Consider the following 23468-nt stretch of genomic DNA (forward strand, 5'->3'; position numbering starts at 1 on the left):
CTTTAGCGACCCAGCTCCACCAGGATACGTTGTGCTACCCGATCCAGCGGCAGTGACTCAGTGGCGATACCTGCCTTGGCGACGGCTTGTGGCATACCGTATACGACGCACGAGGCTTCATCCTGGGCCCAGATGGTGGATCCTTGCTCCTTGAGCAGACGCGCCCCATCCCTGCCATCCGCCCCCATGCCGGTCAATACGATGGCGAGCACCTTGTCGGCATAAGTCTTGGCTGCCGATGCGAAGGTGATGTCCACGCAAGGCTTGTAGTTAACCTTGTCATTGCCATCGACGATCCGGATGCGAGCACCGACTCCGCGCCCTTCCAGCAACATCTGTTTGCCACCCGGCGCCAGATAGGCGTGACCAGGTTTGAGTACATCACCATCCTCCGCCTCCTTGACCCCTATCTGACACAAACCGTTGAGGCGAGCGGCAAATGCAGCGGTAAAGGTTGCCGGCATGTGCTGGATCAGCAGAATCGGATGAGGAAAATCACCCGGTAATTTGGTCAGCACATTTTGCAGCGCCACCGGACCACCAGTAGAGGTACCAATAGCCACCAGCTGGTAAGTTTTCCCGCTGCGTTTAAACGCGGCAACCGGTACGATTCGCGGTGGCTCGACCTGACGATCGCCAGGACGTGGCAACGAACCGACCAGTGGGCTGCGAGCAGCAGGTTCAGGCGCTTTTGGCCGGGCGCTGGCCCCCATCAGGAAACGCTTGCGCGATATTTCCTTGACCCGCTGTTGCAACAAGCGAACTGCTTCGTCCTTGTCACGGGCTATATCTTCGAACTTCTTGGGCAGGAAATCGAGGGCTCCCGCATCCAAGGCATCGAGGGTGGCCTTGGCCCCTTCATGGGTCAGCGAGGAGAACATCAGGATCGGAGTGGGGCACTTGGCCATGATCTCGCGCACGGCGCTGATGCCATCCATCACGGGCATCTCTATGTCCATGGTGATCACATCAGGCCGTAGAGCCAGTGCTTTGTCTACCGCTTCCCGTCCATTCTGGGCCGTATCGATCACCGTCAGCATAGGATCCTGATTGATGATCTCACTGACCCGGCGGCGGAAGAAGCTCGAGTCGTCGACAACTAATACCTTAACTGCCATTGTTATTTTTCTAACTCCTTGGGCCTGAGCTATCAATGTCTACGCGCATATGCTTTGAGCAGACTCGGCACATCCAGAATGAGTGCAATACCACCATCGCTGGTGATGGTAGCCCCGGCCATGCCCGGGGTTCCTTGCAGCAGGTTGTCCAGTGGCTTGATCACCACCTCTTCCTGGCCAATCAGATTATCCACGACAAAGCCTATCTGCTGAGTGCCAATCTGCACTATGACCACATGGCCCGTATCCTGCCGTGATTTCTTGTTTGTCCCTTTTACCAGCCACTTGTGCAGGTAGAAGAGAGGGATGGCCTTGTCGCGCACTATGATGGTGAGCTGACCGTCGACCATGTTGGCCTTCTTGAGGTCCAGATGGAAAATCTCGTTCACACACCCCAGCGGCAAGGCAAATGTCTGCTCACCCACTTCCACCATCAGCGTAGGCAAGATAGCCAAGGTCAAGGGCACCTTGATCTCGAGGCGAGTGCCCTTACCCCAGGCAGAGTCAATATGCACAGAGCCGTTGAGGCTCACTATGCTGGTCTTCACCACATCCATGCCGACACCGCGGCCAGAAATATCGGAAATCTCAGACTTGGTCGAGAAACCGGGAGAAAAAATCAGGTTATAGGCATCGCTGTCGCTCATGCGGGCCGCAGTGTCTGCATCCAGAACGCCACGATTGATAGCGATGGACTTGAGCTTTTCCGGATCCATGCCTGCGCCATCGTCTTCGATGCAAAGCAGAATGTGATCACCCTGCTGGGAGGCGCTCAGGGTAATGGTGCCCTGCCGTGGCTTGCCCGCTTTTTCCCGTACATCCGGCATCTCAACCCCATGGTCACATGAGTTACGCACCAGGTGAACAAGCGGATCGGCCAGGGCTTCGACCAGGTTTTTGTCCAGATCTGTCTCTTCCCCGACCATCACCAGCTCAATATCTTTCTTGAGGGTGCGGGCCAAATCGCGCACAACCCGGGGGAAACGACCGAATACTTTCTTGATAGGCTGCATGCGCGTCTTCATCACGGCGCCTTGCAGGTCTGCCGTTACCACATCCAGGTTGGCAACCGCTTTTGACATGTCCTCATCGTTGCTGGCGATCCCAAGGCTCACCAGACGATTCCGTACCAGCACCAGTTCACCCACCATGTTCATGATGACGTCTAGTGTTTTGGTATCCACCCGCACAGTGGTATCGCTTTGCACCGCATTCTCTGCTGGCGCAGCGGCTTGCTTGACGGGGGCTGGTGCCGGTTTAGCGGCAGCAACCGGCGCAGCAGCTGGTTTGGGGGCTGGTGTTGGCTTGGCGACGGCGGCTGGCACCGGCGCTGCGACTGTTGGTGCAACAGGGGGCGTGATGCTGGTTTTTGGCCCTTGACCACGACCATGCAATTCATCGAGCAGGCGTTCGAATTCATCATCATCGATCAGCTCGTCAACCTCTTTTTGCACCGACTTCAACGGGTTGATCTCAGGTGCGCCGCTATGCTGACCCTGACCATGCAGCTGGTCGAGCAAGGCTTCAAACTCATCATCTGTGATATCGCCCGTACCAGTCAGCGCGGGGCTCGCAACCGGCGTCGGGGCTCCGCCGACGCCGTGGAGTTCATCGAGCAAGCGCTCGAACTCATCGGCTGAGATTTCATCGATGGAGCCGCCACCATTGACGGCCACGGGTTCGGCAACCGCTTCAGGCTCAGGAGCCGCGCTCACCTCGTCAGCAGATGTCGCAGTTTCTACAGGCGCACTATTGCCTGCCGAGGCAGTCAACAACTGCTCCTGCCCTTCAGGTTTGCAGAGCTCATGCAGGTCATGCAAAATTTCAGCGGAAGCAGGGCTCGGCGGTTCTCGATTTTGCACCTGGGCAAACATCACATTGATGGCATCCAGCGCCTGCAAAATGACATCCATCAATTCCGCCGTGACGGTTCGCTTGCCATTGCGCAAGATATCGAACACGTTTTCGGCACCGTGACACACGTCTACCAACTCACCCAGAGAGAGAAAACCGGCGCCGCCTTTGACGGTATGGAAGCCGCGAAATATGGCATTCAACAGATTCTTGTCATCGGGTCGCTTTTCCAAGTCGACCAGTTGTTCGGACAACTGTTCCAATATTTCGGATGCTTCGACCAAAAAGTCTTGCAGTATGTCTTCATCAACTTCGAAGGCCATGCGTCACTCCATTAAAATCCCAGGCTAGACAGCAGATCGTCCACATCATCCTGACCATTGACCACATCGGAACGAGTCTCCGGGTTCATGATGGGGCCTTCAGCTTCAATCCGGCTTACAGGAAGGCTGCGAGATGAATGCTCAACAGATGCCTCACCAAACATAGTCAGCATTTCTATTAATTTAGTTTCAACTTCCTGCACCAACTTGATGACCTTGCGGATCATCTGGCCGGTCAAATCCTGAAAATCTTGCGCCATCAGGATCTCTGTCAGCAGTTGCCGTAATTTATCGGCATCAGATTCAGAAGCCTTAATGAAATCATCCAGTTGGTGACATAAAGACTTAAATTGCCCGACATTCATGTCCCTGTTCATCAGGGCATTCCAGTTGGGCATAACCAACTGAATATTGTCGTTGAGCCGGTCGGCAATCGGCAAACTGGCTTCCACCGCATCCATGGTGCGGTTGGCTGCCTTGTCTGTCATGTCGATGACGTAGCTGAGACGTTCTCGGGCATCAGGAATTTCATGGGTTGCCAGGTCGGGGATCCGGGAATCCAGCCGGAAATCTTGTAAGGAGCTGTGCAGTTGTCGGGTCAGTTGACCCACTTTGTCAAACAGAGCTGCCGCATTGGGAGCACATGCATCTGCGATGATAGTATCGGCCTGTTCAAATTCGCCTTTCTCCAGATGGGCAACAAGCATCCTTGCCTGATCGAGCGAAATCATTGCACTCGTTTTGGCCTTCATCCATGCTGCTCCTTAGCCGATTCGTTCAAAGATTTTGTCGAGTTTCTCTTTGAGCGTTGCAGCGGTGAAAGGCTTGACTATGTAGCCATTGACGCCCGCCTGAGCGGCTTCAATGATCTGTTCGCGCTTGGCTTCAGCGGTCACCATCAGTACCGGCAGATGTTTGAGCTTGTCATCGACACGAATAGCCTTGAGCAAGTCAATGCCTTGCATACCGGGCATGTTCCAGTCGGTGACGACAAACTGAAAATCACCATTTTTCAACATTGGCAAGGCCGTGTTGCCATCATCTGCTTCGTGGGTATTGTTAAATCCCAGGTCACGCAGCAAGTTCTTGATAATCCGGCGCATCGTTGAAAAATCGTCAACAATGAGGATTTTCATGTTCTTGTCCAAAATTCCCTCCTAAATAGCCGCTATAGCGGCTCACTTACATGATGCAGATCGCAGGTTTTATTATGCGGATTATGCCTTAGAGTTTTGTTTCAGTGTAGCCAGTACAAACACTTATACATGCCAATCTCTTAAACGAGCGCGTAATCTGTGCATCGCCTGACTGTGTATCTGGCTCACACGAGACTCGCTAACGTTCAATACCTCGCCTATTTCACGCAAGTTCAGTTCTTCATCGTAGTAAAGGGAGAGGACCAGTGCTTCCCGTTCCGGCAGACGGCTTATGTGTTCGGCCAACGCGCCCTGAAAACGCTCGGCCGCCAGCTCGTCAAACCCATTGTTGCCTGCTGCGTCATCGGGATGACCTATCACATCTTCGCTGACCCCCAGATCCTCGATACCGATGATCTTGCCGCAGGAGACATCCTGCAGCATGGTGTGATACTCGCCGAGACTGACCCCCATCTGGGCAGCAACCTCGGTATCACGGGCATCACGACCGTGCGCTTGTTCAACATTTTCGATGGCTTCAGCGATGGAGCGGCTATTGCGGTGCACCGAACGTGGCACCCAGTCCCCCCGCCGGATCTCGTCGAGCATGGAGCCACGGATGCGGATCCCTGCGTAGGTTTCAAAACTGGCGCCCTTGCTGCCGTCAAAGTTGCGGGAGGCTTCGAGCAGCCCAATCATACCTGCCTGGATCAGGTCATCCAGCAAGACACTGCTTGGCAGGCGAGCCAACAAATGCTGGGCAATCCGTTTCACCAGCGGAGCATGACGCTCGACCAGCACATAGGAATCCTGATGACGCAAGTACGCTTGGGCTTTATTCACGGGAACCTTCCTGTGCTATGACCGGCCTTTGCAGCAAATTTTCCAGGAAAAATTCGAGATGACCACCGGGTTGGTTAGGAATGGGCCAGCTTGCCGCCTTGTTGGCGAGGGCGCGAAACGCCAGCGCCGCAGGTGACTTGGGGAAAGCTTCGACAATCAGCTTCTGCTTGCGCACGGCGGCGCGCAGGTTGGTGTCGTAAGGTACACACGCTACCAGCTCCAGCGAGGTATCCAGAAAGCGATCTGTGACCCGGGTCAGCTTGGCGTAGAGCTCCTGCCCTTCGCGCAGGCTGCGCACCATGTTGGCCACCACCTTGAAGCGAAACACGCCATGATCCTTGGAGAGGATCTTGATCAGCGCGTAGGCATCCGTGATGGAGGTCGGCTCATCGCACACCACTATCATGATGTCCTGGGCGGCGCGGGTGAAGCTCAGCACCATGTCGGAGATCCCCGCCGCTGTATCCACCAGCAGTATGTCAACTTGGGTCTTCATCTCACTGAAGGCGCGGATCAGTTCGGCATGCTGCACCGCAGAGAGCTCGACCATAGACTGGGTGCCTGATGTGGCCGGCACTATCATCATGCCGTAGGGACCCTCGACTATGATGTCGTCTATGGTGCACTCACCGGCCAGCACATGGGAGAGGTTACGATGTACCCGCAACCCCAGCATGACGTCAACGTTAGCAAGGCCAAGGTCGGCGTCCAGCACCATCACCCGTTTGCCTTGTGCGGCCATGGCGCCTGCCACGTTCAGGGTCACGTTGGTCTTGCCCACGCCCCCCTTGCCACCGGAAACGGCGATCACTTTTACTCGATTGTTTTGACGCATTTTGCGCAGACCACTCGCCTGATCCATATACATGTTACTCATAAAACTCCGAATCTTCGGCCTCGCCAAAGCCTGCACCCCAGAAATAGGGTTCTTCTGTTTCCCGCTCCAGCGAGCCCATGGCCGCTCCGACGAGCTGTGCCGCATTGGCAACTTGGATATCTTCCGGAACCCTTTGCCCATCAGTGATATAGCTGATGGGCAGTGCATTCTGGATACACACGTTAATCACTTCGCCCAGATTCAGACTCTCATCCAATTTGGTAAGTATGCAGCCGCTTAATGGGATACGCCGGAAGTGGTCCACCGCCTCCTGCATCACCCGACGCTGGGAAGTCGCGGACATCACCAAGTAGCTGCGGATGCGTACCTTGGCATTCTTGACCAGGGTATCGAGCTGCTCGGTCAGACGGATATCCCGCTGACCCACCCCGGCGGTATCGATCAATACCAACCGGCGATGGCGGAACTGATAGAGCGCATTGGCCAGCTCCTCGGCATCCCGTACCTGACGTACCGGACACCCCATGATGCGACCATAAGTCTGCAATTGCTCGTGGGCCCCGATCCGGTAGTTATCCGTGGTGATAAGCGCCACCTGCTCGGCGCCATACTTCATGGCAAACCGCGCCGCCAGTTTGGCGATGGTGGTGGTCTTACCCACCCCGGTCGGTCCGAGCAGGGCAACCGCCCCACCCTGACGTAAAATATCGTCTTCGCTGATCTTGAGCTGGGCGGTCAACACCTCGGCCAGCTGCGCCATGGCCTGATGGATGGACATGTCCTCAGGGATGAGGCCCGCCAGCTGATCGGCAAACGCATCGTCAAAGCCTATCTTCTTGAGCTCCTTGATGAGCAGGGCCCGCATCGGTTCACGGCGTTCCACTTCCTGCCACATCAGTCCGGAGATCTGGTGCTCAAGCAGCTTGCGAATGCTGGCCATCTCCTTGCGCATCCCTTCCATCTCCTGCTCTCGCGGCGCAGGTTGGGGAGCACGACCTGGGGTCGCCGCTCTGGCTTTGGGCTTGGTAGGCTCGGGAGCCGCCCCCCACTGACCCTGTTCGGCCAGCGTGCGGGGAGCTGAACCAGCGGCGGCAACGGGTGCCGCCCCCTTAAGACCGGCCGGATTGGCCGGGTTCAACTTCTGTTGACGCGCCAACAGGGCAGCCAGGGTATCGGCATAGTGTTCGTTCTGCTCCTGGGCCTGGCTGGGCACAGGACGGGTCATCTGCCGTCCGGCAGACGAGATATTGACGCTCTCATCGTTCAACTGACGGCGAACCGGCGCATCTGTGGGCCCCAGGACCTGGGATTGATAATCGACAGCGGCGACTATCTCCACCCCACCAGTGACCTTCTTGTTGGACATGATGACGGCGTCGGGCCCGAGAGTCTCCTTGACCTCGGCCAGAGCCGTTCGCATGTCCTTGGCAAAAAACCGCTTAATCTTCACCCGTCATCTCCGCTAACTAGTTCTGTCCTACCGCACTGACGATGCGGATTTGCTTGTCATCAGGCACTTCCTGATAAGACAGAACGCGCAATCCAGGAATGGCATTCTTGACAAATTTCGCCAGGGTATTGCGCAGTATCCCTGATGTCAGAAGCACGGCCGGTTGGCCTTCCAGTTCTTGTCGTTGAGTGGCTTCCACCAGCGAACGTTGCATCCGCTCTGCCAGGCCCGGCTCTATGCCAGCGCCATCACCACCCCCTGCCTGCAGGGATTGATGCAATATACGTTCCAATTCTGGTGCCAAGGTGATCACCGGCAGCTCGGGGTCCGGACCGGCAATCTCTTGCACGATCAGGCGACGCAGGGCGATACGGCAGGCGGCCGTCAGCACTTCGGGATCCTGACTGCGCGGGGCGTATTCCACCAGGGTCTGCAGGATAGTGCGCATATCACGGATTGGCACGCCTTCATTGAGCAAGTTCTGCAATACCTTCACCAGGTTACCCATGCTGATGACTTCAGGAACCAGTCCTTCCACCAGCTTGTTCTGATGCTTCCCTATCATATCGAGCAGCTGTTGCACTTCGTCATGACCCAGCAGCAGGGCGGCATGGTTGGAGAGGATCTGACTCAGGTGAGTGGCGACCACGGTGGCGGTATCCACCACTGTATAGCCGAGAGTCTGGGCCTGGGAGACTTGCTCCTTGGCGACCCACACAGCCTCCAGCCCGAAGGCGGGATCCTGGGTGGCGATGCCCTGGATCTGGCCGAACACCTGACCCGGATTGATGGCCATCTCCTTATCATGGTAAACATTGGCCTCGCCGGTACTGACCCCCATCAAGGTGATGCGATATTGGTTGGGCGCGAGATCCAGATTGTCGCGAATGTGCACGGCAGGCACCAGAAAGCCGAGCTCTTGGGAGAGTTTCTTGCGCACCCCTTTGATCCGGTTGAGCAGTTCCCCGCCCTGATTGCGATCCACCAGCGGGATAAGTTGATAGCCCACCTCCAGCCCTATGATGTCCACCGGCAGCACATCGTCCCAGCTCAACTCCTTCTGCTCATGGGGTTGATCGGCCGTGGTGGGCATCAGTTGGCCCTTGGCAGCCTTGGCGGCGGCCCGCTTCTCGCGGCGCAGCAGCCACCAGGCACCGGCAGCCGAGAGGGCCCCCAAGCTCAGGAAGGCAAAGTGCGGCATGCCGGGTACCAGCCCCATCATCAGCAGGATGCCAGCCGAGATGATCAGCGCCTTGGGATTGTCAAACAGCTGACCCAACACCGCTGTGCCCATATCCTGATCCGTGTTCTGCCGGGTCACTATAATGGCTGCCGCGATGGAGAGCAGCAGAGAGGGGATCTGCGCGACCAGACCGTCACCGATAGCCAGCAGGGTATAGATTTCGGCCGATTCACTGAAGGTGAGCTGGTGCTGCATCATGCCGATAATGAAGCCCCCGATGATGTTGATAAAGAGGATCATGATGCCCGCGATGGCATCCCCTTTGACAAACTTGGAGGCACCGTCCATGGAGCCGTAGAAGTCGGCTTCCTGAGTCACGTCCTGGCGACGCTTCTTCGCCTCTTCCTGGTTGATGAGGCCGGCGTTCAAATCGGCATCTATGGCCATCTGTTTGCCTGGCATGGCATCCAGGGTAAAGCGGGCGCTCACCTCGGCAATCCGCCCGGCCCCCTTGGTAATCACCACGAAGTTGATGATCATCAGGATCGTAAAGACGATGATGCCGACGGCATAGTTGCCGCCGATCACCACGTTGCCAAATGCCTCGATCACATGACCGGCCGCCGCACTCCCGTTGTGGCCTTCCAGCAAAACCACCCGGGTTGACGCCACGTTGAGCGCCAGACGCAGCAAGGTGGCAAGCAGCAAGACGGTTGGAAAGGCGGCAAATTCGAGGGGGCGTCGGGTATAAACGGCGACCAGCAGCACCACAATAGAAAGCGCAATATTGAAGGAAAAGAGTACATCCAGCATCAGCGGCGGTATGGGCAGAACAACCATACCCAGAGACGCCAGCACCAACAGCGGTGTCCCCATCCCCTTGGTCAGCAATCCCCTGTGCTCTTTCAATCGGCCCAATGAAGCCTGGAATTTCATCGTTTTTCTCAATCTCAAACCGCTGGTACAAGATTAAAGCAAACATCAAGCCAACAATTCAATACATTGATTTTAAATGATTTTATTTTGACTGTGTCAGAAGTTTGTCATTTGCGGAATTCAGGCGGAATGGGCAGCTCGTTGGCGAGCGGATTGGGGCGCCGGCCACGACCACGGCGGAACTTCTTGAGCTGATACACATAGGCCAGCACCTGAGCCACCGCGGCAAACAACCCTTCCGGTATCTCGTGACCTATCTCGGTGGAGTGAAAGATGGCACGGGTGAGCCCGGGAGAGGGCATGGTGGGGATCTCGTATTCCCTTGCTATCTCCCTGATCTTCATCGCGATTTCGTCAGTACCCTTGGCCACTACCTTGGGGGCGGCGCCCGGCTTGTCGGTGTCATATTTGAGTGCCACCGAGTAGTGGGTCGGGTTGGTGATGACCACATCCGCCTTGGGCACATCTCCCATCATGCGGCGCATCGCCATCTCCATCTGCAAGCGGCGGATCCGCCCCTTCACCTCGGGCTTGCCCTCGCTGTCCTTGAACTCGTCCTTGATCTCCTGCTTGGTCATCTTGAGCTGGCGCATGTGATTCCACTGCTGGAACGGCACGTCTATGGCCACGATGGGGATGAGGGCGCAACAGAGGATGATCAGCATCCACAGCAGCAGATCCAGCGCATCTATGATGCCGCCCGGATAACCCTCCAGGGAGAGGTTGAGCAAGTGGTTGAACTGGCTCGACAGCATCCACCAGGCAAACAGGGTGATGAACACCACCTTGGCGATGGACTTGATAAGCTCAACCAGAGACTGCACCCCGAACATCCGCTTGAGACCGTTGAGCGGGCTCAGCTTGCTCCACTTGGGCAGCATGGCTTCGGAGGAGAAATTCATGCCCCCCATCAGGGTGTTGCCGACGAAAGCCGCGATGGCCACCAGCATGAACAGCAGGCCGAGCGGATACATCAGCTCCCTCAACAGGGCGGGAAGCATGACCCCCATGGCGTTGGGATCGAAGGCCTGATCCCGATCGAGGGTGAAACCTATGGTGAGGATCTTGACCATGGCGCCGGCCAGGCTCTCCTTGATCATCAAGAGACCAAAAACAGCCGCCAACAGCACGCTGGCGGTACCCAACTCCTTGGAGCGTGCAATCTGCCCTTTTTCCCGGGCCTGTTGCAGTCGTTTGCCCGTGGGTTGTTCGGTACGTTCCTGATCGGTATCAGCCATGCTGTTGACCTCCGACACGCTGGCGCTTGCTCAGTTGTGCTCGCCCCCGGAGGGAATCGAGTCGTTCACTACCCGGCTGTACGCAATCAGCCACTCTGACCACCGAAGCACTGGACGTTGATGAGCTCGCAACTGGTCTCCTGCACCCGCTCCCACATGGAGTCGAAATGGCCGAGGAAGCCACCGATGGTGAGCCACAGAATAAGCAGTCCGGACATCATGCTGACCGCAAAACCTATGCTGAAGATGTTGAGCTGTGGCGCTGCCCGTGTCATGACGCCGAACGCAAAGTTGATGAGCAGCAGTGCGATGATGGCCGACAGCGCCATCACCAGCGAGGCCTGGTACATGACCCCCAGGAATCCGGCCAGACTGCGGATGGCGGGCAGGGTGAGCCCGGCATCTGAGACCGGCAAGGTATCAAAGCTCAGCACCACCATGCGCAGCATGATGAGGTGACCATCCACCGCCAGAAACACCAGGGTCGCCAGCATCAGGTAGAACTGGCCCACCACGGGGGCCGACTGGCCATTCATGGGATCCACCAGGGTGGCAAAGCCCAAACTGGTCTGCATGGCGATGATCTGACCGGCCATGACGAAGCTCTCCATCAGAAACTGGGTCATGAGGCCAAGCGCAATGCCGATGAGTAACTGCTGGGTCAGCACCAAAAAACTGCCGACGGAGAACAGCTCTATCTTGGGCATCGGGGGCAGCAGGGGGGCGATCATGAAGGTCAGCGCCAGCGCCAACCCGATACGAATGCGGGCCGGAGTCAGACGACTGCCAAACACCGCCATCACCATCAACAGACCGCTCACCCGTGCCAGCGGCCAGAGAATGGAAGACAACCACTCCATGATGAGAGCAGTCGTGTAGGTCATCTCACTACCCCGGGAATGGCGTGGCAGGTCGCCATCAGCGAGCCGCCAGAAGAGGTCCCAGGCGCTTGCCGGGCATGGATCATCCCACCACCTCGGGAATTTGGCTCACCATCAGCAGAAAGAAGTCCATCAGACTCTGCAAGCCCCAGTGTGCGCCCGCCCCCAGGGCAAACAGGGTAACGATGAGACGGGGAAGGAAGCTCAGGGTCTGTTCGTTGATGGACGTCGCGGCCTGAAAGATGGCCACCAACAGGCCGACAAACAGGCTGGGCAGGATCACGGCGCACACCATGATGGTCACCAGCCAGAGCGCCTCGCGAAAGACATCAATAAAGGTTTCCGGACTCATGCTGCCTGCTCCTTGCGTTTGCCCGAGTTAACCACCGGCACCCAGCCCGATGCTGTTGACCAGGGAGCCTAGGATCAGGCTCCAGCCATCCACCATGACGAACAGCATCAATTTGAATGGCAGGGAGACCAGCACCTGATTGAAAGAGAGCATCATCCCGCTCCCAGCCCGAAGCTGTTGGCTAGGGAGCCCAGGATCAGGTTCCAGCCATCCACCATGACAAACAGCATCAATTTGAATGGCAGGGAGACCAGCATAGGAGAGAGCATCATCATCCCCATGGCCATCAGGATACTGGCCACCACCAGATCGATCACCAGGAAGGGCAAAAACAGCATGAAGCCTATCTGGAAGGCTGTCTTCAGCTCGCTGGTGACGAACGCCGGGATCAACACCCGCAACGGCACATCGGCAGGCTTATCTACCTGCACGTTGGCTATCTCCATGAAAGTGTTGAGATCCTTGATCCGGGTCTGAGCCAGCATGAATTGATGGATGGGCAGTTCGGCCTTCTCCAGCGCCTCCTTGGCCTGGATTGTCTCGGCCAGATAGGGCTGCAGCGCCTCGTTGTTGATGCGATCCAGCACGGGCGACATGATGAAAAACGACATGAAGAGGGCGATACCGATCAACACCTGGTTGGAGGGACTCTGCTGCAGACCGATTGCCTGGCGCAGTATGCCCAACACTACGATGATGCGGGTAAACGAGGTCATCATGATGACCATGGCCGGCAAGAAGGAGAGCGCCGTCATCAGCGCCAGCACTTGCAGGGTCAGGCTGTATTCCTGACTGCCATCCGCCATGGTCTTGATGGTCACAGCCGACATGCCACCCTGGGCCAGCGCCAGCGGCGAAAACAGAACCAGGGGGGCCAACAGGCCGACCAGCAGTCCAAGCTGTGACCATAAGCGGTTAGTTTTTTTCATGCTTGCCCATCAATTTGCCAAGCTGCTGGGAAAACGCCTGGGGCTGGCTCTCGTCCAGCGGCGCCTCCAGGCGATAGAGGAAGTTGACCTGCTGCGGCGTCACCCCGATCAGCAGCTGCTGTTCGCCCACCTTGACCACCAGCAGCTTCTCCTTGTAGCCCACCGGCAAGCTGGCGATGACCCGCATATGGCCGCCCCCCATGGCGGTGGCTATCTTGCTCTTCTTGAGCAGAAAGCCCAGCACCAGAATGAGGCCTATGACCATCAGACTGGAGAGCAGCCAAGAGGTGAGGCTGGGGGGATTGACCCCCGCACCGGGATTGGCCAGTGCAGGGAGGGACAACAGCAGTAACGGAAACGCGCGGATCATTTGAGTGTTGTGATCCTTTCGGCCTGATTGATGATGACACCGGTCAGCGCAATGGTTCTGGTCATTTGAGTTTCTTGATCCTTTCAATCTGACTGATAACGTCAGTCAGACGGATACCGAACTTGTCGTTCACCACCACCACCTCACCGTGGGCGATCAGGGTACCGTTGACCAGCACGTCCAGCGGCTCGCCAGCCACCCGATCCAGTTCCACTACTGAGCCCTGGTTCAGCTGCAACAGGTTGCGGATGCTGATCTGGCTGCGGCCCACCTCCATGGCAATGGTGACCGGAATGTCGAGTATGGTGTCGAGCTTGCGCCGCTCCTCGGCACTGATAGGGGCGTCATCGGTCAACTCCTCTAGGGGAGCAGGCTTGGCTTCGGCAACCACCTGCTCTTCCAGTGCGGCTGCCCAGGCGTCCGCCATCAGATCCTCTTCATCAGTTCCGCTCATCTTGCTTCCTTATGCTGCTTCATGACCGTCTGTCGTGACAGGCAGTCCCTGTTTATCGCTGTTGATCTTCGATGCTGCGCTCGAGCTCTTCCAGCTCGGCCTCACCATCGATGCGTATGCCGCCCCGGGTCACCAGATGCATCTCTGTCTTGACCCCTTCCGGGCGTTTGAGTTTGTCGGTAATCTTGAGCGCCACATTCTCCTTGGTCCGCCCCATCTTGGCGTGAAAGGTGGGCAAATTTTCCACATAGACCAGCAGGCTCTCCGGCATTTCCACCGGGATGATGTCGCCGGGTCGCAGCTCCATCAGCTCGCGCAGGGTCAGATCCGTTTCCAGCAGCTTGGCTCTGAGCTCGACCTTGACGTCCATGATTTCGTCACGCAGCGCCTTGCTCCAGCGCACATCTGTGTCACCCTTGTCGCTCTGCACACCGGCATCCAGCAGCTCGCGGATAGGCTCCAGCATGGCGTAGGGCATGGCCACGTGGAAATCTCCGCCACCGCCATCGAGCTCGATGTGGAACGAACTCACCACTATCACCTCGGTGGGGCTGACGATGTTGGCCATGGCCGGGTTCACCTCGGAGTCGAGGTATTCGAAGCCGACGTCCATCACGGGCGCCCAGGCATCCTTGTAATCCTCGAACACCAGCTTGAGCAGCATCTGGATGATGCGCCGCTCGGTGGGGGTGAATTCGCGTCCCTCGATCTTGGCGTGATAACGGCCATCACCGCCGAAGAAGTTCTCCACCAGGATGAACACCAGGCGGGCTTCCATAGTGATGAGGGCCGTGCCCTTGAGCGGACGGAAGCGCACCATGTTCAGGCTGGTCGGCACGAACAGGGTGTGCACGTATTCGCCAAACTTGAGCATCTGTACACCGTTGATGGAGACCTCGGCGGTGCGGCGCATCATGTTGAACAGGCTGATCCGCATGTGGCGGGCAAAACGCTCGTTCACCAGCTCCAGGGTCGGCATGCGACCACGGACGATGCGGTCCTGAGAGGAGAAGTCAAACTGGGCGACACCGGGATCTCCCGCCGCGCCTATCTCTTCCTCTTCGACATCATCGACACCGTGCAAGAGGGCATCAATTTCGTCCTGACTTAACAGATCGCTCACGCATCACCCTTATTGCATTACAAAGCCGGTAAACAGCACTTGTTCGATAACGGGGGAAGAAACCAGGTCATTGAGCACCCGACGGCTCTCTTCCAGTGAATCTTTACGCAGCTTCTCCTTGCCTTCAAAGGTCATCAGCTGCTCGCTGGTCGCTGCGCTGAAGACCCGCAGCAGGGTGCCTTCGATCAGGGGGATATTCTGCTTGGCCAGGGTCTCATCGGCGGCGCCACGCACCATCAACTGGATCTTGATCTGCACCAGTCTATCCCGCTGGCCACCCGAGACGTTGAACACGAAGGGGCGCGGCATGCCTACGTAGAGCGAGGGCTGGGGTGCCGTCTCCTTGGGCTGGGCATCCTTCCCTTCCGCCGAGGCTTCCGCCGCCTTGTCGCCACCGGACAGCATCAGCCAGGCACCGGCACCACCGCCACCCAGCACAATCACGGCCAGGGCGACTACCATGATCAGCTTCTTTTTCTTGCCTGCCGCCGGGTCTTTCAGCGTCAGTTCGTTATCATCTGCCATCCCTTGTCCACCCTAGTCTCAAACTTGTTCGATATCATAAACTTACTCAGGCTGGCATCAAGCATAGAAATCAATTCCGCTGTCGTTTGTCGATTCCATCAGCAAACGACGGCCTGCAGCCGTGACCTCAGCCTCAGTTTGGCCTGTTTCGGCAAAAGAACCGCTCTCTTTTTGACCTTGCTGGCCCTGTCCGGCAAATGCCGACTGACCCTGTGACTGTTGCTGCGACTGCTGTTGCACTATGGTCTGGCCGAGCTGGATGCCCTGCCCGGCCAGCATATCACGCAGCCGTGGCATGGCCTGCTCCAGCATTTCGCGGGTCTGACCATGTTGTACCACGAAGTGCACGTTGGCTTGGCTGTCGGCGCCAATCTGGATCTGGATCTTCATCTTGCCAAGGCCAAGGGGGTCGAGCTGGATCTCCGCCTGTTGCAACTTGTCCGCCAGCATCAGATTCACCTTCTGGTGCAGCTGGGCTGGCGCCTCCGGATTGGCCAGCTTGAGGTGTGGCAGATTCTGGGGATCGCGCCGCGCCGCTATGTCGACCGTGGGCTTGCTGTCGTTGTTGGGCGCCTGGGGTTGGCTGTTCTGCTGCACCTGCTGACTATGGTTGCTGTCATGGGGGCTGGACTCGGTCCCGGGGGTACTGCCTTTGCCAAACTCGGCTACCTTCTGCTTCACGTCCACCTTGACCTCGGTCCTGACCTTGGGAGACTCGCGGTCTTCACTGGCCTCCATCTGCTTGATCCCGGCCGACAAGGCACTCAGTGAGGCCTGTGGCCCCTGGGATTCACGGCTGGCCAGCACCTGTTGCTGTACCGTCAACTCGGGGTCGGCTGGCGGCTGGGCAGCCGGCGCTGTGGCGCTGCTGGTAGCGGCGGCCAGCGGACTCTCTGACTTGGCGGCGGTGGCCGCCTTGGCCTGCTCGCCCCCCTCGGCAGCGCCCCGTGCCTGAGCGCTGTCCGCCGAGCGAGTCGTCTCTGTGTCGGCCCGTTCCTGACCCGTTTCCAACACGACGGTCGCCTGGGTGGGCACGGCCTGTTGGGGATGTGCCTTCTCGCCCCCCTCCTTGCTGCTCATGGGAGGAATGACGGGTTTGGCGCTGGCATCGGCCTCGGCAGACTTGCTCACCTCACCTTTGGCGGCCATGGCGGCAGCATGGCTCTCCATGGCCTGCGCCTCGCCCTCTGCTGCCGGCACCTCGACCCCTTCCCCCTTGAGCAGGCTTGCTGCCTGTTGTGCCAGCAAGGCGGCGCCGGTGGCTGCTTTCCTGTCATCCAGGGTAAGTGGCTTGTCACCCGCGCCAACGAGAACGTCGGCAGCTTCGGCGCCCTCCCCCTCTTGCGGCAACATATTGCCGTCCGTGTCCACGGCTGGCGCGGTCACAACCAGGTTAAGGGACGTCGGGGAGACAAGGCTGGTGTCCTGCTTGAGGGCATCTTGCAGGCGCTGTAAGAAATCATTGGGAGAGGCACTGCTCTCGGCCTCCTCCGTTTTTTTCTTGTTATCGTCGATGGCCGCCGTGCCTTCGGCATCATTCGCCAAAGATTTGGCATCGGCGTGCTTGTCACTGGCGCGTTTGTCACCGGCCACCTGGTCAGTAACGACCTGACCACCGGCCTTCGGCTCCATCACAGCCGTCTGAGAGCCCTTGGTCACCGGCGCTCCCGCTGTCCGAGCCTTGGCCATCACATCGGAGAAACCGCCTTTCGGCTCACCCTGTGGCGTCCGTTCGCCGCTATCGGAAACAGGGGGGAGCGGAGCACTCTTGTCGGCAGGCGCAGCAGCCTGAACGGGAGGGGGTGGGGTTAGCAGTGTCTGCATCATGATGAAAATCCCTGACGACAATCGGGTTCTGGCGCGGCCCTCACGAACGCGATGGTGGTGAGGCGCACACTGGATGGGCAGAATAAAGCAAGTTACAGGCCAGAATGATGGAAGCGGCGCAGCATGGTGTACTCATCCAGCATCTTCTGCTCCTGACGCTGGGCCTTCTGCTGCTCACGCCCGGCCTGCTTGGCCAGCAGCAACTCCAACGCCTTGCGCCTCTGCTGGGCGGCCAGCCACTCTTCCCGCCGCAACGCCAGTGCCTGGCGCACCTGCAGCACACCTTCGTACTGTTGGGTGGCCGCTTGCTCGAGCTTGTTGATAAAGGCGTGGTACTGGGCATTCTGCTGGGCAGCTATGCCCTGCAGACCGCGATCTGTCCACTGCTGATGGTAGATTTGGCGATACTGGTTGAGCGCCTCCTGCTGCTCCATGAAGATTTTCAGATCCTGCTGGGCCTTCGCCAGCGCCAGCGCCGCCTGCTGTTCGGCCTCCACCAGCCGCTCGGACAACATCACCAAGCCTTTACTCATGACAACCTTCCCTCTTCATCCTATCGTCAACGCATCAGGGGCATGGCCACCAGCTGCAGGGATTGCAGGCCCTCATCGTAGTGAATGACCTCGCGCATCCCCTGCTGCAAGAACTGATCCAGATAGGGTTTTTGAATGATGGCGCGATCGATGCGGGGATCCGATCCCTGGCTGTAAGCGCCTATGGTGATGAGATCCCGGTTCTGCTGATAGAGGGAGTAGAACTGCTTGAGGGTACGCGCCAAGTCCATATGTTCCGGCGAGGTCACCATGGGCATGACCCGGCTGATGGATTTTTCGATGTCAATGGCCGGGTAGTGGCCCGCATCTGCCAGCTCGCGCGACAACACGATATGACCATCCAAGATGGCCCGCGCCGCATCGGCGATGGGGTCTTGCAGGTCATCCCCCTCGGTCAGCACGGTGAAAAAAGCGGTGATGGAACCCTGGCCGTCACTGCCGTTACCCGCCCGCTCCACCAGCGCCGGTAATTTGGCAAATACCGAGGGCGGATACCCCTTGGTCGCTGGCGGCTCACCCACCGCCAGCGCGATCTCACGCTGGGCCTGGGCGTAACGGGTGAGGGAGTCCATCAAGAGCAGCACGTTAAGCCCCTGATCGCGAAAATACTCGGCAATGGCGAGCGCAGTTTCGCACCCCTTAAGGCGCATCAGGGGCGAGGCGTCGGCCGGGGCCGCCACCACCACGGAGCGGGCACGGCCCTCCTCCCCCAGAATATCTTCGATAAACTCTTTGACTTCCCGGCCCCGCTCACCAATAAGACCCACCACCACCACGTCCGCCACCGAGCCACGGGTCATCATCCCGAGCAGCACCGACTTGCCGACGCCTGAACCGGCAAACAGTCCCATCCGCTGGCCCTGACCCACCGTCAGTACGGCGTTGATGACGCGCACTCCCACGTCCATCGGCTGATGGATAGGACGACGGGAGAGCGGATTGATGCGGTGCTGGGCAAACTGCACCGTCTGGGAGGAGAGAATGGGGCCGAGGCCATCGAGTGGCTGCCCGATACCGTCGATGACCCGGCCAAGCAGGTTCATACCAACCGGGATGCCGTGCTCCTCTGTGATGGGCACCACCCGGGCACCGGGGATCACCCCCTTGAGCTGCTCGCTCGGCATCAGAAACAGACGATCACCGGAGAAGCCCACCACTTCGGCCTCCAGCATGCCATCCTGGGTATCGATGCGACAGAGGGCACCGATGGCGGCGCGGCAACCGATGGCTTCCAGCGTGAGGCCCACCACCCGGGTCAACTTGCCGGCGACAGGCGGCTTGGGCGCGATATCGCGCACCCGATACCCTTGCAACCGAGTGAGTAACGAGCCGCTCATCTGGCCTCCTGAAATGCGATATTGAGATGGGTCATGCTGGCGGCGGGTGGTTACACCTGTCCGCCGCCGGTTATGCGTGATTGTCCCGCAAAAAGTTGCGCAGCAGCTGATCGATGCGTCCCGACAGCGTCAGGTCAATGCTGGAGAGTTCGGTCGCCAGCTGCAAGTCGCCAGGAGAGAGGGTGGGATCACTTTGCAGCCGCCAGTGACGCTTGGCGCACTCTTCCACTCCAAACGCCTGCTCGACCCGGGTTATGTCATCAGGATGCAGCATCAAGGTAACCCCCTGCTCGGCGGCAGGCAGCAAAGCCAACCCCTGTTTGAGGGCCTCTAGCAGTATGCGGGGAGACGTCTCTGCCTCGTGCCGGATGAGGGCGCGGGTCAGCTGCAGCATCAGGGCGATGAGCTGCTGCTCCACTGCCTGATCCAGCTCGCTGAGAGGAGTAGCGAGACGATCGACCAGTGACTGCCAGTGAGCCAGTTGCTGATCCACCAACTCGCGGCCCATGGCCAGTCCCTCCTCCTTGCCCTGCTCCAGCCCGGCGGCATGACCCTGTTGCAAGCCTTCCAGCTTGCCCTCTTCCAGCCCCTTGGCAAAGCCGGCGGCCTGGCCTTCGGCCATGCCCTCGTCCCAAGCGGCCTGACGGATCGCTTCCAGCTCTTCTGCCGTGATACTGGGGACCGGCTCCTCTGCGGGCTCCTCAACCGGCGCCTCTGCCTCCTGCCGATACCAGTCCGGCGTCAACCCGAGGGCATTGGTCTCGACCTCGGACTCGACCTCCATCTCGGGCCAGCCCCAGGCCTCAACCCGAGCATCCTCCCCATCGGGACGTACATAGCCACGCAGCTTGTTGTTCATGCTTTAGAGGCGCTCCTCGCCAGCACCGGATGTGGCACGGCGAAACTGTAGAGTTGATAGTCCATGGTTTAGAGGAACTCCTCGCCGCCACCGGCACTCAGCATGATCTCGCCAGCATCCGCCAGACGGCGGGCGATGGAGAGGATCTCTTTCTGGGCCGCTTCCACTTCGGAGACCCGGATTGGCCCCATGGCCTCCAGATCGTCTGCCAGCATTTCGGCCGCCCGTTTGGACATGTTCTTGAAAATCTTCTCGCGCATCTGATCGTCGGAGCCCTTGAGGGCGCGCTGCAGCAGATCCCCCGGCACTTCCCGCAGCATGGTCTGAATGCCGCGGTCGTCCACATCGATGAGGTTTTCGAACACAAACATCAAGTCCTGGATCTGCTGGCTCATCTCTTCGTCCGAGTCGCGGATGGAGTCCATCAGCTGGCCTTCGATATTGGTATCCAGGTAGTTCATGATGTTGGCCGCCGCCTTCAGGCCGCCCATCTTGGCTGCCTGGGCGCCAGCCGCGCCGGCGAACTGTTTCTCCATGATGTCGTTCAACTCTTGCAACGCTGCCGGTTGTACCTCTTCGAGGTTGGCGATCCGCATCACCAGATCCAGACGCACCTGCTCCGGGAACTGACTCAGGATCTCGGCAGACTGCTCCGGTTCCAGATAGGAGAGCACTATGGTCTGGATCTGCGGGTGTTCGTTCTGGATGATGCTGGCTACCTGGCGGGCATCCATCCACTTGAGGGAATCAAGACCACGGGCACCGGAACCCAGGATGATCTGATCCACCAGGTTGCTGGCTTTGTCTTCGCCAAGGGCTGCCACCAGCGCCTTGCGCACGAAGTCTTCACTGCCGATACCTATGTTGGTGTACTTCTGGATATCGTCGATGAATTGACGGTGCACCGCCGCCACCCGATCGTGACTGAAGTCAGACATTGAGGCCATTGACATACCGAGCCGTTGCACCTGCTTGGGCTCGAGATGACGGAAGATCTGGGCGGCATCCTCTTCGTTGAGGCTCAGCATCAGCACAGCCGCCATCTCCATCCCGCTCATCTGGTCCAGGATTTGGCGCTGGCTGTCGGTAATGTCATTGCCAGTGACTTGGGTCTTATTATCTTCAGGCATCTTTGTTCGTTACCCATTCTTTAATGACCTGTGCGGCCAAATCAGGTTCGTTCGCCACCAGCGCACGTACCGCCTTGAGCAAGTCCTCGTCACGGTGCAGATCCGGCAGTTTCAGATGGCCGTCACGTACCCCGAACACCGGCTCTGACTCGGCCTGAGCGGCCAGCAGACTGAGCTCGTCATCCCCACCCAGCACTATGCTGTTGTCCAGGTCCAGATCCCCTTCCGGACGTGCATCCGGGTAGAGCAGGCGTTTGAGCATGGGGCGCACGACTGTCACGATCAACACTATGATGACCAGCACGGAGGCGGCGATGCGCACCGCGCGCCAGAACCAGGGCTGCTCGTAGATGGGTGCGGCGGCCACGCTCTCAAACTCTGGCCGGTTGAACGGGATGGCGACCACTTCCAGCGTATCACCTCGGGTCACATCAAAGCCAAGCCCACCGCTCAGCAAACGGCGCAGGGTATCGAGCTCTGCCTGGCTGCGCGCCTCGCGGGTCACCTTGCCATCGGCGGCGGTAGCGGGTTTGTAATCCACCGCGACCGAGACCGTCATGCGGCGAATGCCCCCCATCTGGCGCCGGATATGGCTCACTGTGGTATCCAGTTCAAAGTTGCGGGTCGCCTCCTTGCGGGAGCGGCCGGAAGCCGCGGCGCTGGCACCATCAGCTGCGGCGGTCTGCTCGGGAATGTTGGAGGCGGCAGGCGGCTGGTTGGAGAGGGCACCTGGTATGCCACCGCCGCCATTGGCGCTGTTCTCTTCCAGGGTCATCTCGGAGCGCACGGCCGGCAGGTCCGGGTTGAAGGTCCTGCGGGTCTGTTCCTGCTGGGAGAAATCGAGGGAGAGGTCGACCTCCGCCGTATAATTGTCGGCGCCAAGCACGGGGATCAGAATGGCGTCAATTTTTTGTTTGTACTCCACCTCCTGCCTCTGCTGCATCGCAAACTCCTTGCGAGTCTGGGCAGAGATGGGATCCTGGGAACCCGAGTTGAGCAAGCGACCGTTCTGATCGGTCACGGTGACACGAGTCGGCTCGAGGCCATGCACGGCAGAGGCGACCATGTCGACGATGGAGTCCACTTCCCCCTGGCCGAGGGCGTTGCCCTTGAGGCTCAGTACCACAGTCGCACTGGGCCTGCGCTCGTTGCGAGCGAACACGTTGTCCTTGGGAATTGCCAACAGCACCTGGGCCTTGGCCACGTTCTGGAACTGCTCGATGGCGCTCGCCAGCTGACGCTCGCGGCTCAGTTTGAGGCGCTCCGTCTCCATGCGCTGGCTGACGCCAAAGCTGGAGTCCTTGAGCAGAATGGACTCGCCATCGTTGCTGGCATCGGTATTGCTGGCAAGGCCGGCACGAGTCAGGCGCAGGCGGATATCAGCATATCTTTCGGCTCTGACCAGCACGCTCTTGCCATCCACCTCATAGGGGATCCGCTGCTGATCGAGGAAATCGAGGGTCTTGACCAACTCCTGGGTGGTAAAGGTGCCGAGGGGACGCATGTCCGGCTCCTTGCCCCACAGCAGGATAAACACCGCAATGGCCAGACAGATGGCAAGTCCCAGGATCAGGGTGATTTGCCGCAGCACATCGGTGTTGGACAGGAAGCCGAGTGCGGAACTCTTCTGCTCATTCTCATCGAGGGCGGCAGTGCCCTCATCGTTCATCAGCAGGTCGCCGTTTTGGTCATTAGCCACGATTTATGTCCTTATTGCTGACATCTTCATGATGTTCAGTAATCACTTATACCGGCATGTTCATGATGGTCTTGTAGGCATCGACCATCTTGTTGCGCACCTGTACCGTTGCTTCGAAAGCAATAGAGGATTTTTGGCCGGCGATCATCACATCGGACAGATCGACTGACTTGTCGCCCATATCGAAACGGGTACGCAGATCATTGGCCGCGCCTTGCAGCTCGTTGACGTTGCCGAGCGCCTGCTGCAGCAACTGACCAAAGTCAGAAGTGACCTCACGGCCGGGCTGTGCCAGTGGCGTGGCACCCGCTTCGATCTTGAGCGCCTGCATCTCTTGCATCAGGCTGCTTGCACTAATTTCCATATCTCAATCCCCAGACAAATCATTGACGCTGGCATCCAGTAAGCAATTAGAGTGCCAATGCGCTTAGAGTGTGGTGTGAATGAGTGGCCAGACCAGGATAGGCGGGTTCGACAAGTGCCAGTGGCTCTGATTAAATCCGGCTAAG

24 protein-coding genes are annotated in these 23468 nt (G+C 58.6%); all 24 read right to left on the bottom strand.

The window, feature by feature from the left end:
* Positions 1-2: 2 nt before the first annotated feature.
* Positions 3-1118: a chemotaxis response regulator protein-glutamate methylesterase gene (locus tag GWQ22_RS05000; protein WP_275929632.1), complete on the bottom strand. Its 1116-nt coding sequence runs from the start codon at positions 1116-1118 to the stop codon at positions 3-5.
* A 32-nt stretch (positions 1119-1150) separates the two neighbouring features.
* Complete coding sequence (locus GWQ22_RS05005; protein WP_275929633.1) at positions 1151-3295, bottom strand: chemotaxis protein CheA; 2145 nt, start codon at positions 3293-3295, stop codon at positions 1151-1153.
* Between the two features lie 11 nt (positions 3296-3306).
* Entirely contained in the window at positions 3307-4047 is a 741-nt protein-coding gene (locus GWQ22_RS05010) for a protein phosphatase CheZ (protein ID WP_275929634.1), read from the bottom strand.
* A gap of 12 nt (positions 4048-4059) precedes the next feature.
* A complete protein-coding gene (cheY, locus tag GWQ22_RS05015) occupies positions 4060-4443 on the bottom strand; it encodes a chemotaxis response regulator CheY (RefSeq protein ID WP_010634617.1) in 384 nt (127 codons plus the stop codon).
* 111 nt (positions 4444-4554) lie between these two features.
* Complete coding sequence (locus GWQ22_RS05020) at positions 4555-5274, bottom strand: RNA polymerase sigma factor FliA (RefSeq protein ID WP_275929635.1); 720 nt, start codon at positions 5272-5274, stop codon at positions 4555-4557.
* Complete coding sequence (locus GWQ22_RS05025) at positions 5267-6142, bottom strand: MinD/ParA family protein (RefSeq protein ID WP_181364830.1); 876 nt, start codon at positions 6140-6142, stop codon at positions 5267-5269. The genes GWQ22_RS05020 and GWQ22_RS05025 overlap by 8 nt, the downstream gene beginning before the upstream one ends.
* Before the next feature lies 1 nt (position 6143).
* Positions 6144-7562, bottom strand: a complete 1419-nt coding sequence (flhF, locus tag GWQ22_RS05030) for a flagellar biosynthesis protein FlhF (protein WP_275929636.1) — start codon at positions 7560-7562, stop codon at positions 6144-6146.
* A gap of 16 nt (positions 7563-7578) precedes the next feature.
* Positions 7579-9681 (bottom strand): flagellar biosynthesis protein FlhA, encoded by a 2103-nt coding sequence (flhA, locus tag GWQ22_RS05035; protein ID WP_275929637.1) that lies wholly within the window; start codon positions 9679-9681, stop codon positions 7579-7581.
* A gap of 107 nt (positions 9682-9788) precedes the next feature.
* Positions 9789-10919: a flagellar biosynthesis protein FlhB gene (gene flhB / locus GWQ22_RS05040; RefSeq protein ID WP_275929638.1), complete on the bottom strand. Its 1131-nt coding sequence runs from the start codon at positions 10917-10919 to the stop codon at positions 9789-9791.
* Between the two features lie 86 nt (positions 10920-11005).
* A complete protein-coding gene (gene fliR, locus GWQ22_RS05045; protein WP_275929639.1) occupies positions 11006-11803 on the bottom strand; it encodes a flagellar biosynthetic protein FliR in 798 nt (265 codons plus the stop codon).
* A 79-nt stretch (positions 11804-11882) separates the two neighbouring features.
* Positions 11883-12152 carry a flagellar biosynthesis protein FliQ gene (gene fliQ / locus GWQ22_RS05050; protein ID WP_042034100.1) on the bottom strand — a complete coding sequence of 90 codons (270 nt, stop codon included), beginning with the start codon at positions 12150-12152 and terminating at the stop codon, positions 11883-11885.
* 27 nt (positions 12153-12179) lie between these two features.
* A complete protein-coding gene (locus GWQ22_RS05055; RefSeq protein ID WP_275929640.1) occupies positions 12180-12308 on the bottom strand; it encodes a hypothetical protein in 129 nt (42 codons plus the stop codon).
* Positions 12305-13081, bottom strand: coding sequence for a flagellar type III secretion system pore protein FliP (fliP, locus tag GWQ22_RS05060; protein WP_275929641.1), 777 nt, complete (start codon positions 13079-13081; stop codon positions 12305-12307). Before fliP ends, GWQ22_RS05055 begins: the two co-directional genes overlap by 4 nt.
* The gene (fliO, locus tag GWQ22_RS05065) at positions 13068-13451 is read right to left on the bottom strand and encodes a flagellar biosynthetic protein FliO (RefSeq protein WP_275929642.1); all 384 of its coding nucleotides are present in this window, start codon (positions 13449-13451) and stop codon (positions 13068-13070) included. The genes fliP and fliO overlap by 14 nt, the downstream gene beginning before the upstream one ends.
* Positions 13452-13512: 61 nt before the next feature.
* Entirely contained in the window at positions 13513-13905 is a 393-nt protein-coding gene (gene fliN / locus GWQ22_RS05070; RefSeq protein WP_042034103.1) for a flagellar motor switch protein FliN, read from the bottom strand.
* Between the two features lie 52 nt (positions 13906-13957).
* On the bottom strand, positions 13958-15028 hold the full coding sequence (gene fliM / locus GWQ22_RS05075) for a flagellar motor switch protein FliM (protein ID WP_275929643.1): 1071 nt from the start codon (positions 15026-15028) through the stop codon (positions 13958-13960).
* Between the two features lie 9 nt (positions 15029-15037).
* Positions 15038-15553: a flagellar basal body-associated protein FliL gene (fliL, locus tag GWQ22_RS05080; RefSeq protein ID WP_275929644.1), complete on the bottom strand. Its 516-nt coding sequence runs from the start codon at positions 15551-15553 to the stop codon at positions 15038-15040.
* A 57-nt stretch (positions 15554-15610) separates the two neighbouring features.
* Positions 15611-17380, bottom strand: coding sequence for a flagellar hook-length control protein FliK (locus tag GWQ22_RS05085; protein WP_275929645.1), 1770 nt, complete (start codon positions 17378-17380; stop codon positions 15611-15613).
* Between the two features lie 92 nt (positions 17381-17472).
* Positions 17473-17913 carry a flagellar export protein FliJ gene (gene fliJ / locus GWQ22_RS05090; protein ID WP_108536182.1) on the bottom strand — a complete coding sequence of 147 codons (441 nt, stop codon included), beginning with the start codon at positions 17911-17913 and terminating at the stop codon, positions 17473-17475.
* A 26-nt stretch (positions 17914-17939) separates the two neighbouring features.
* The gene (fliI, locus tag GWQ22_RS05095) at positions 17940-19271 is read right to left on the bottom strand and encodes a flagellar protein export ATPase FliI (RefSeq protein ID WP_275929646.1); all 1332 of its coding nucleotides are present in this window, start codon (positions 19269-19271) and stop codon (positions 17940-17942) included.
* A gap of 70 nt (positions 19272-19341) precedes the next feature.
* Positions 19342-20130, bottom strand: a complete 789-nt coding sequence (fliH, locus tag GWQ22_RS05100; RefSeq protein ID WP_042034109.1) for a flagellar assembly protein FliH — start codon at positions 20128-20130, stop codon at positions 19342-19344.
* A gap of 68 nt (positions 20131-20198) precedes the next feature.
* Positions 20199-21260, bottom strand: a complete 1062-nt coding sequence (gene fliG / locus GWQ22_RS05105; RefSeq protein ID WP_042034110.1) for a flagellar motor switch protein FliG — start codon at positions 21258-21260, stop codon at positions 20199-20201.
* Positions 21253-22959 (bottom strand): flagellar basal-body MS-ring/collar protein FliF, encoded by a 1707-nt coding sequence (fliF, locus tag GWQ22_RS05110; protein ID WP_042034111.1) that lies wholly within the window; start codon positions 22957-22959, stop codon positions 21253-21255. Before fliF ends, fliG begins: the two co-directional genes overlap by 8 nt.
* Before the next feature lie 46 nt (positions 22960-23005).
* Positions 23006-23323: a flagellar hook-basal body complex protein FliE gene (fliE, locus tag GWQ22_RS05115; protein ID WP_042034112.1), complete on the bottom strand. Its 318-nt coding sequence runs from the start codon at positions 23321-23323 to the stop codon at positions 23006-23008.
* Between the last annotated feature and the right edge of the window lie 145 nt (positions 23324-23468).

It is taken from the genome of Aeromonas sp. 1HA1, from assembly GCF_029237385.1.
In the GTDB taxonomy this organism is placed as follows: domain Bacteria; phylum Pseudomonadota; class Gammaproteobacteria; order Enterobacterales; family Aeromonadaceae; genus Aeromonas; species Aeromonas popoffii.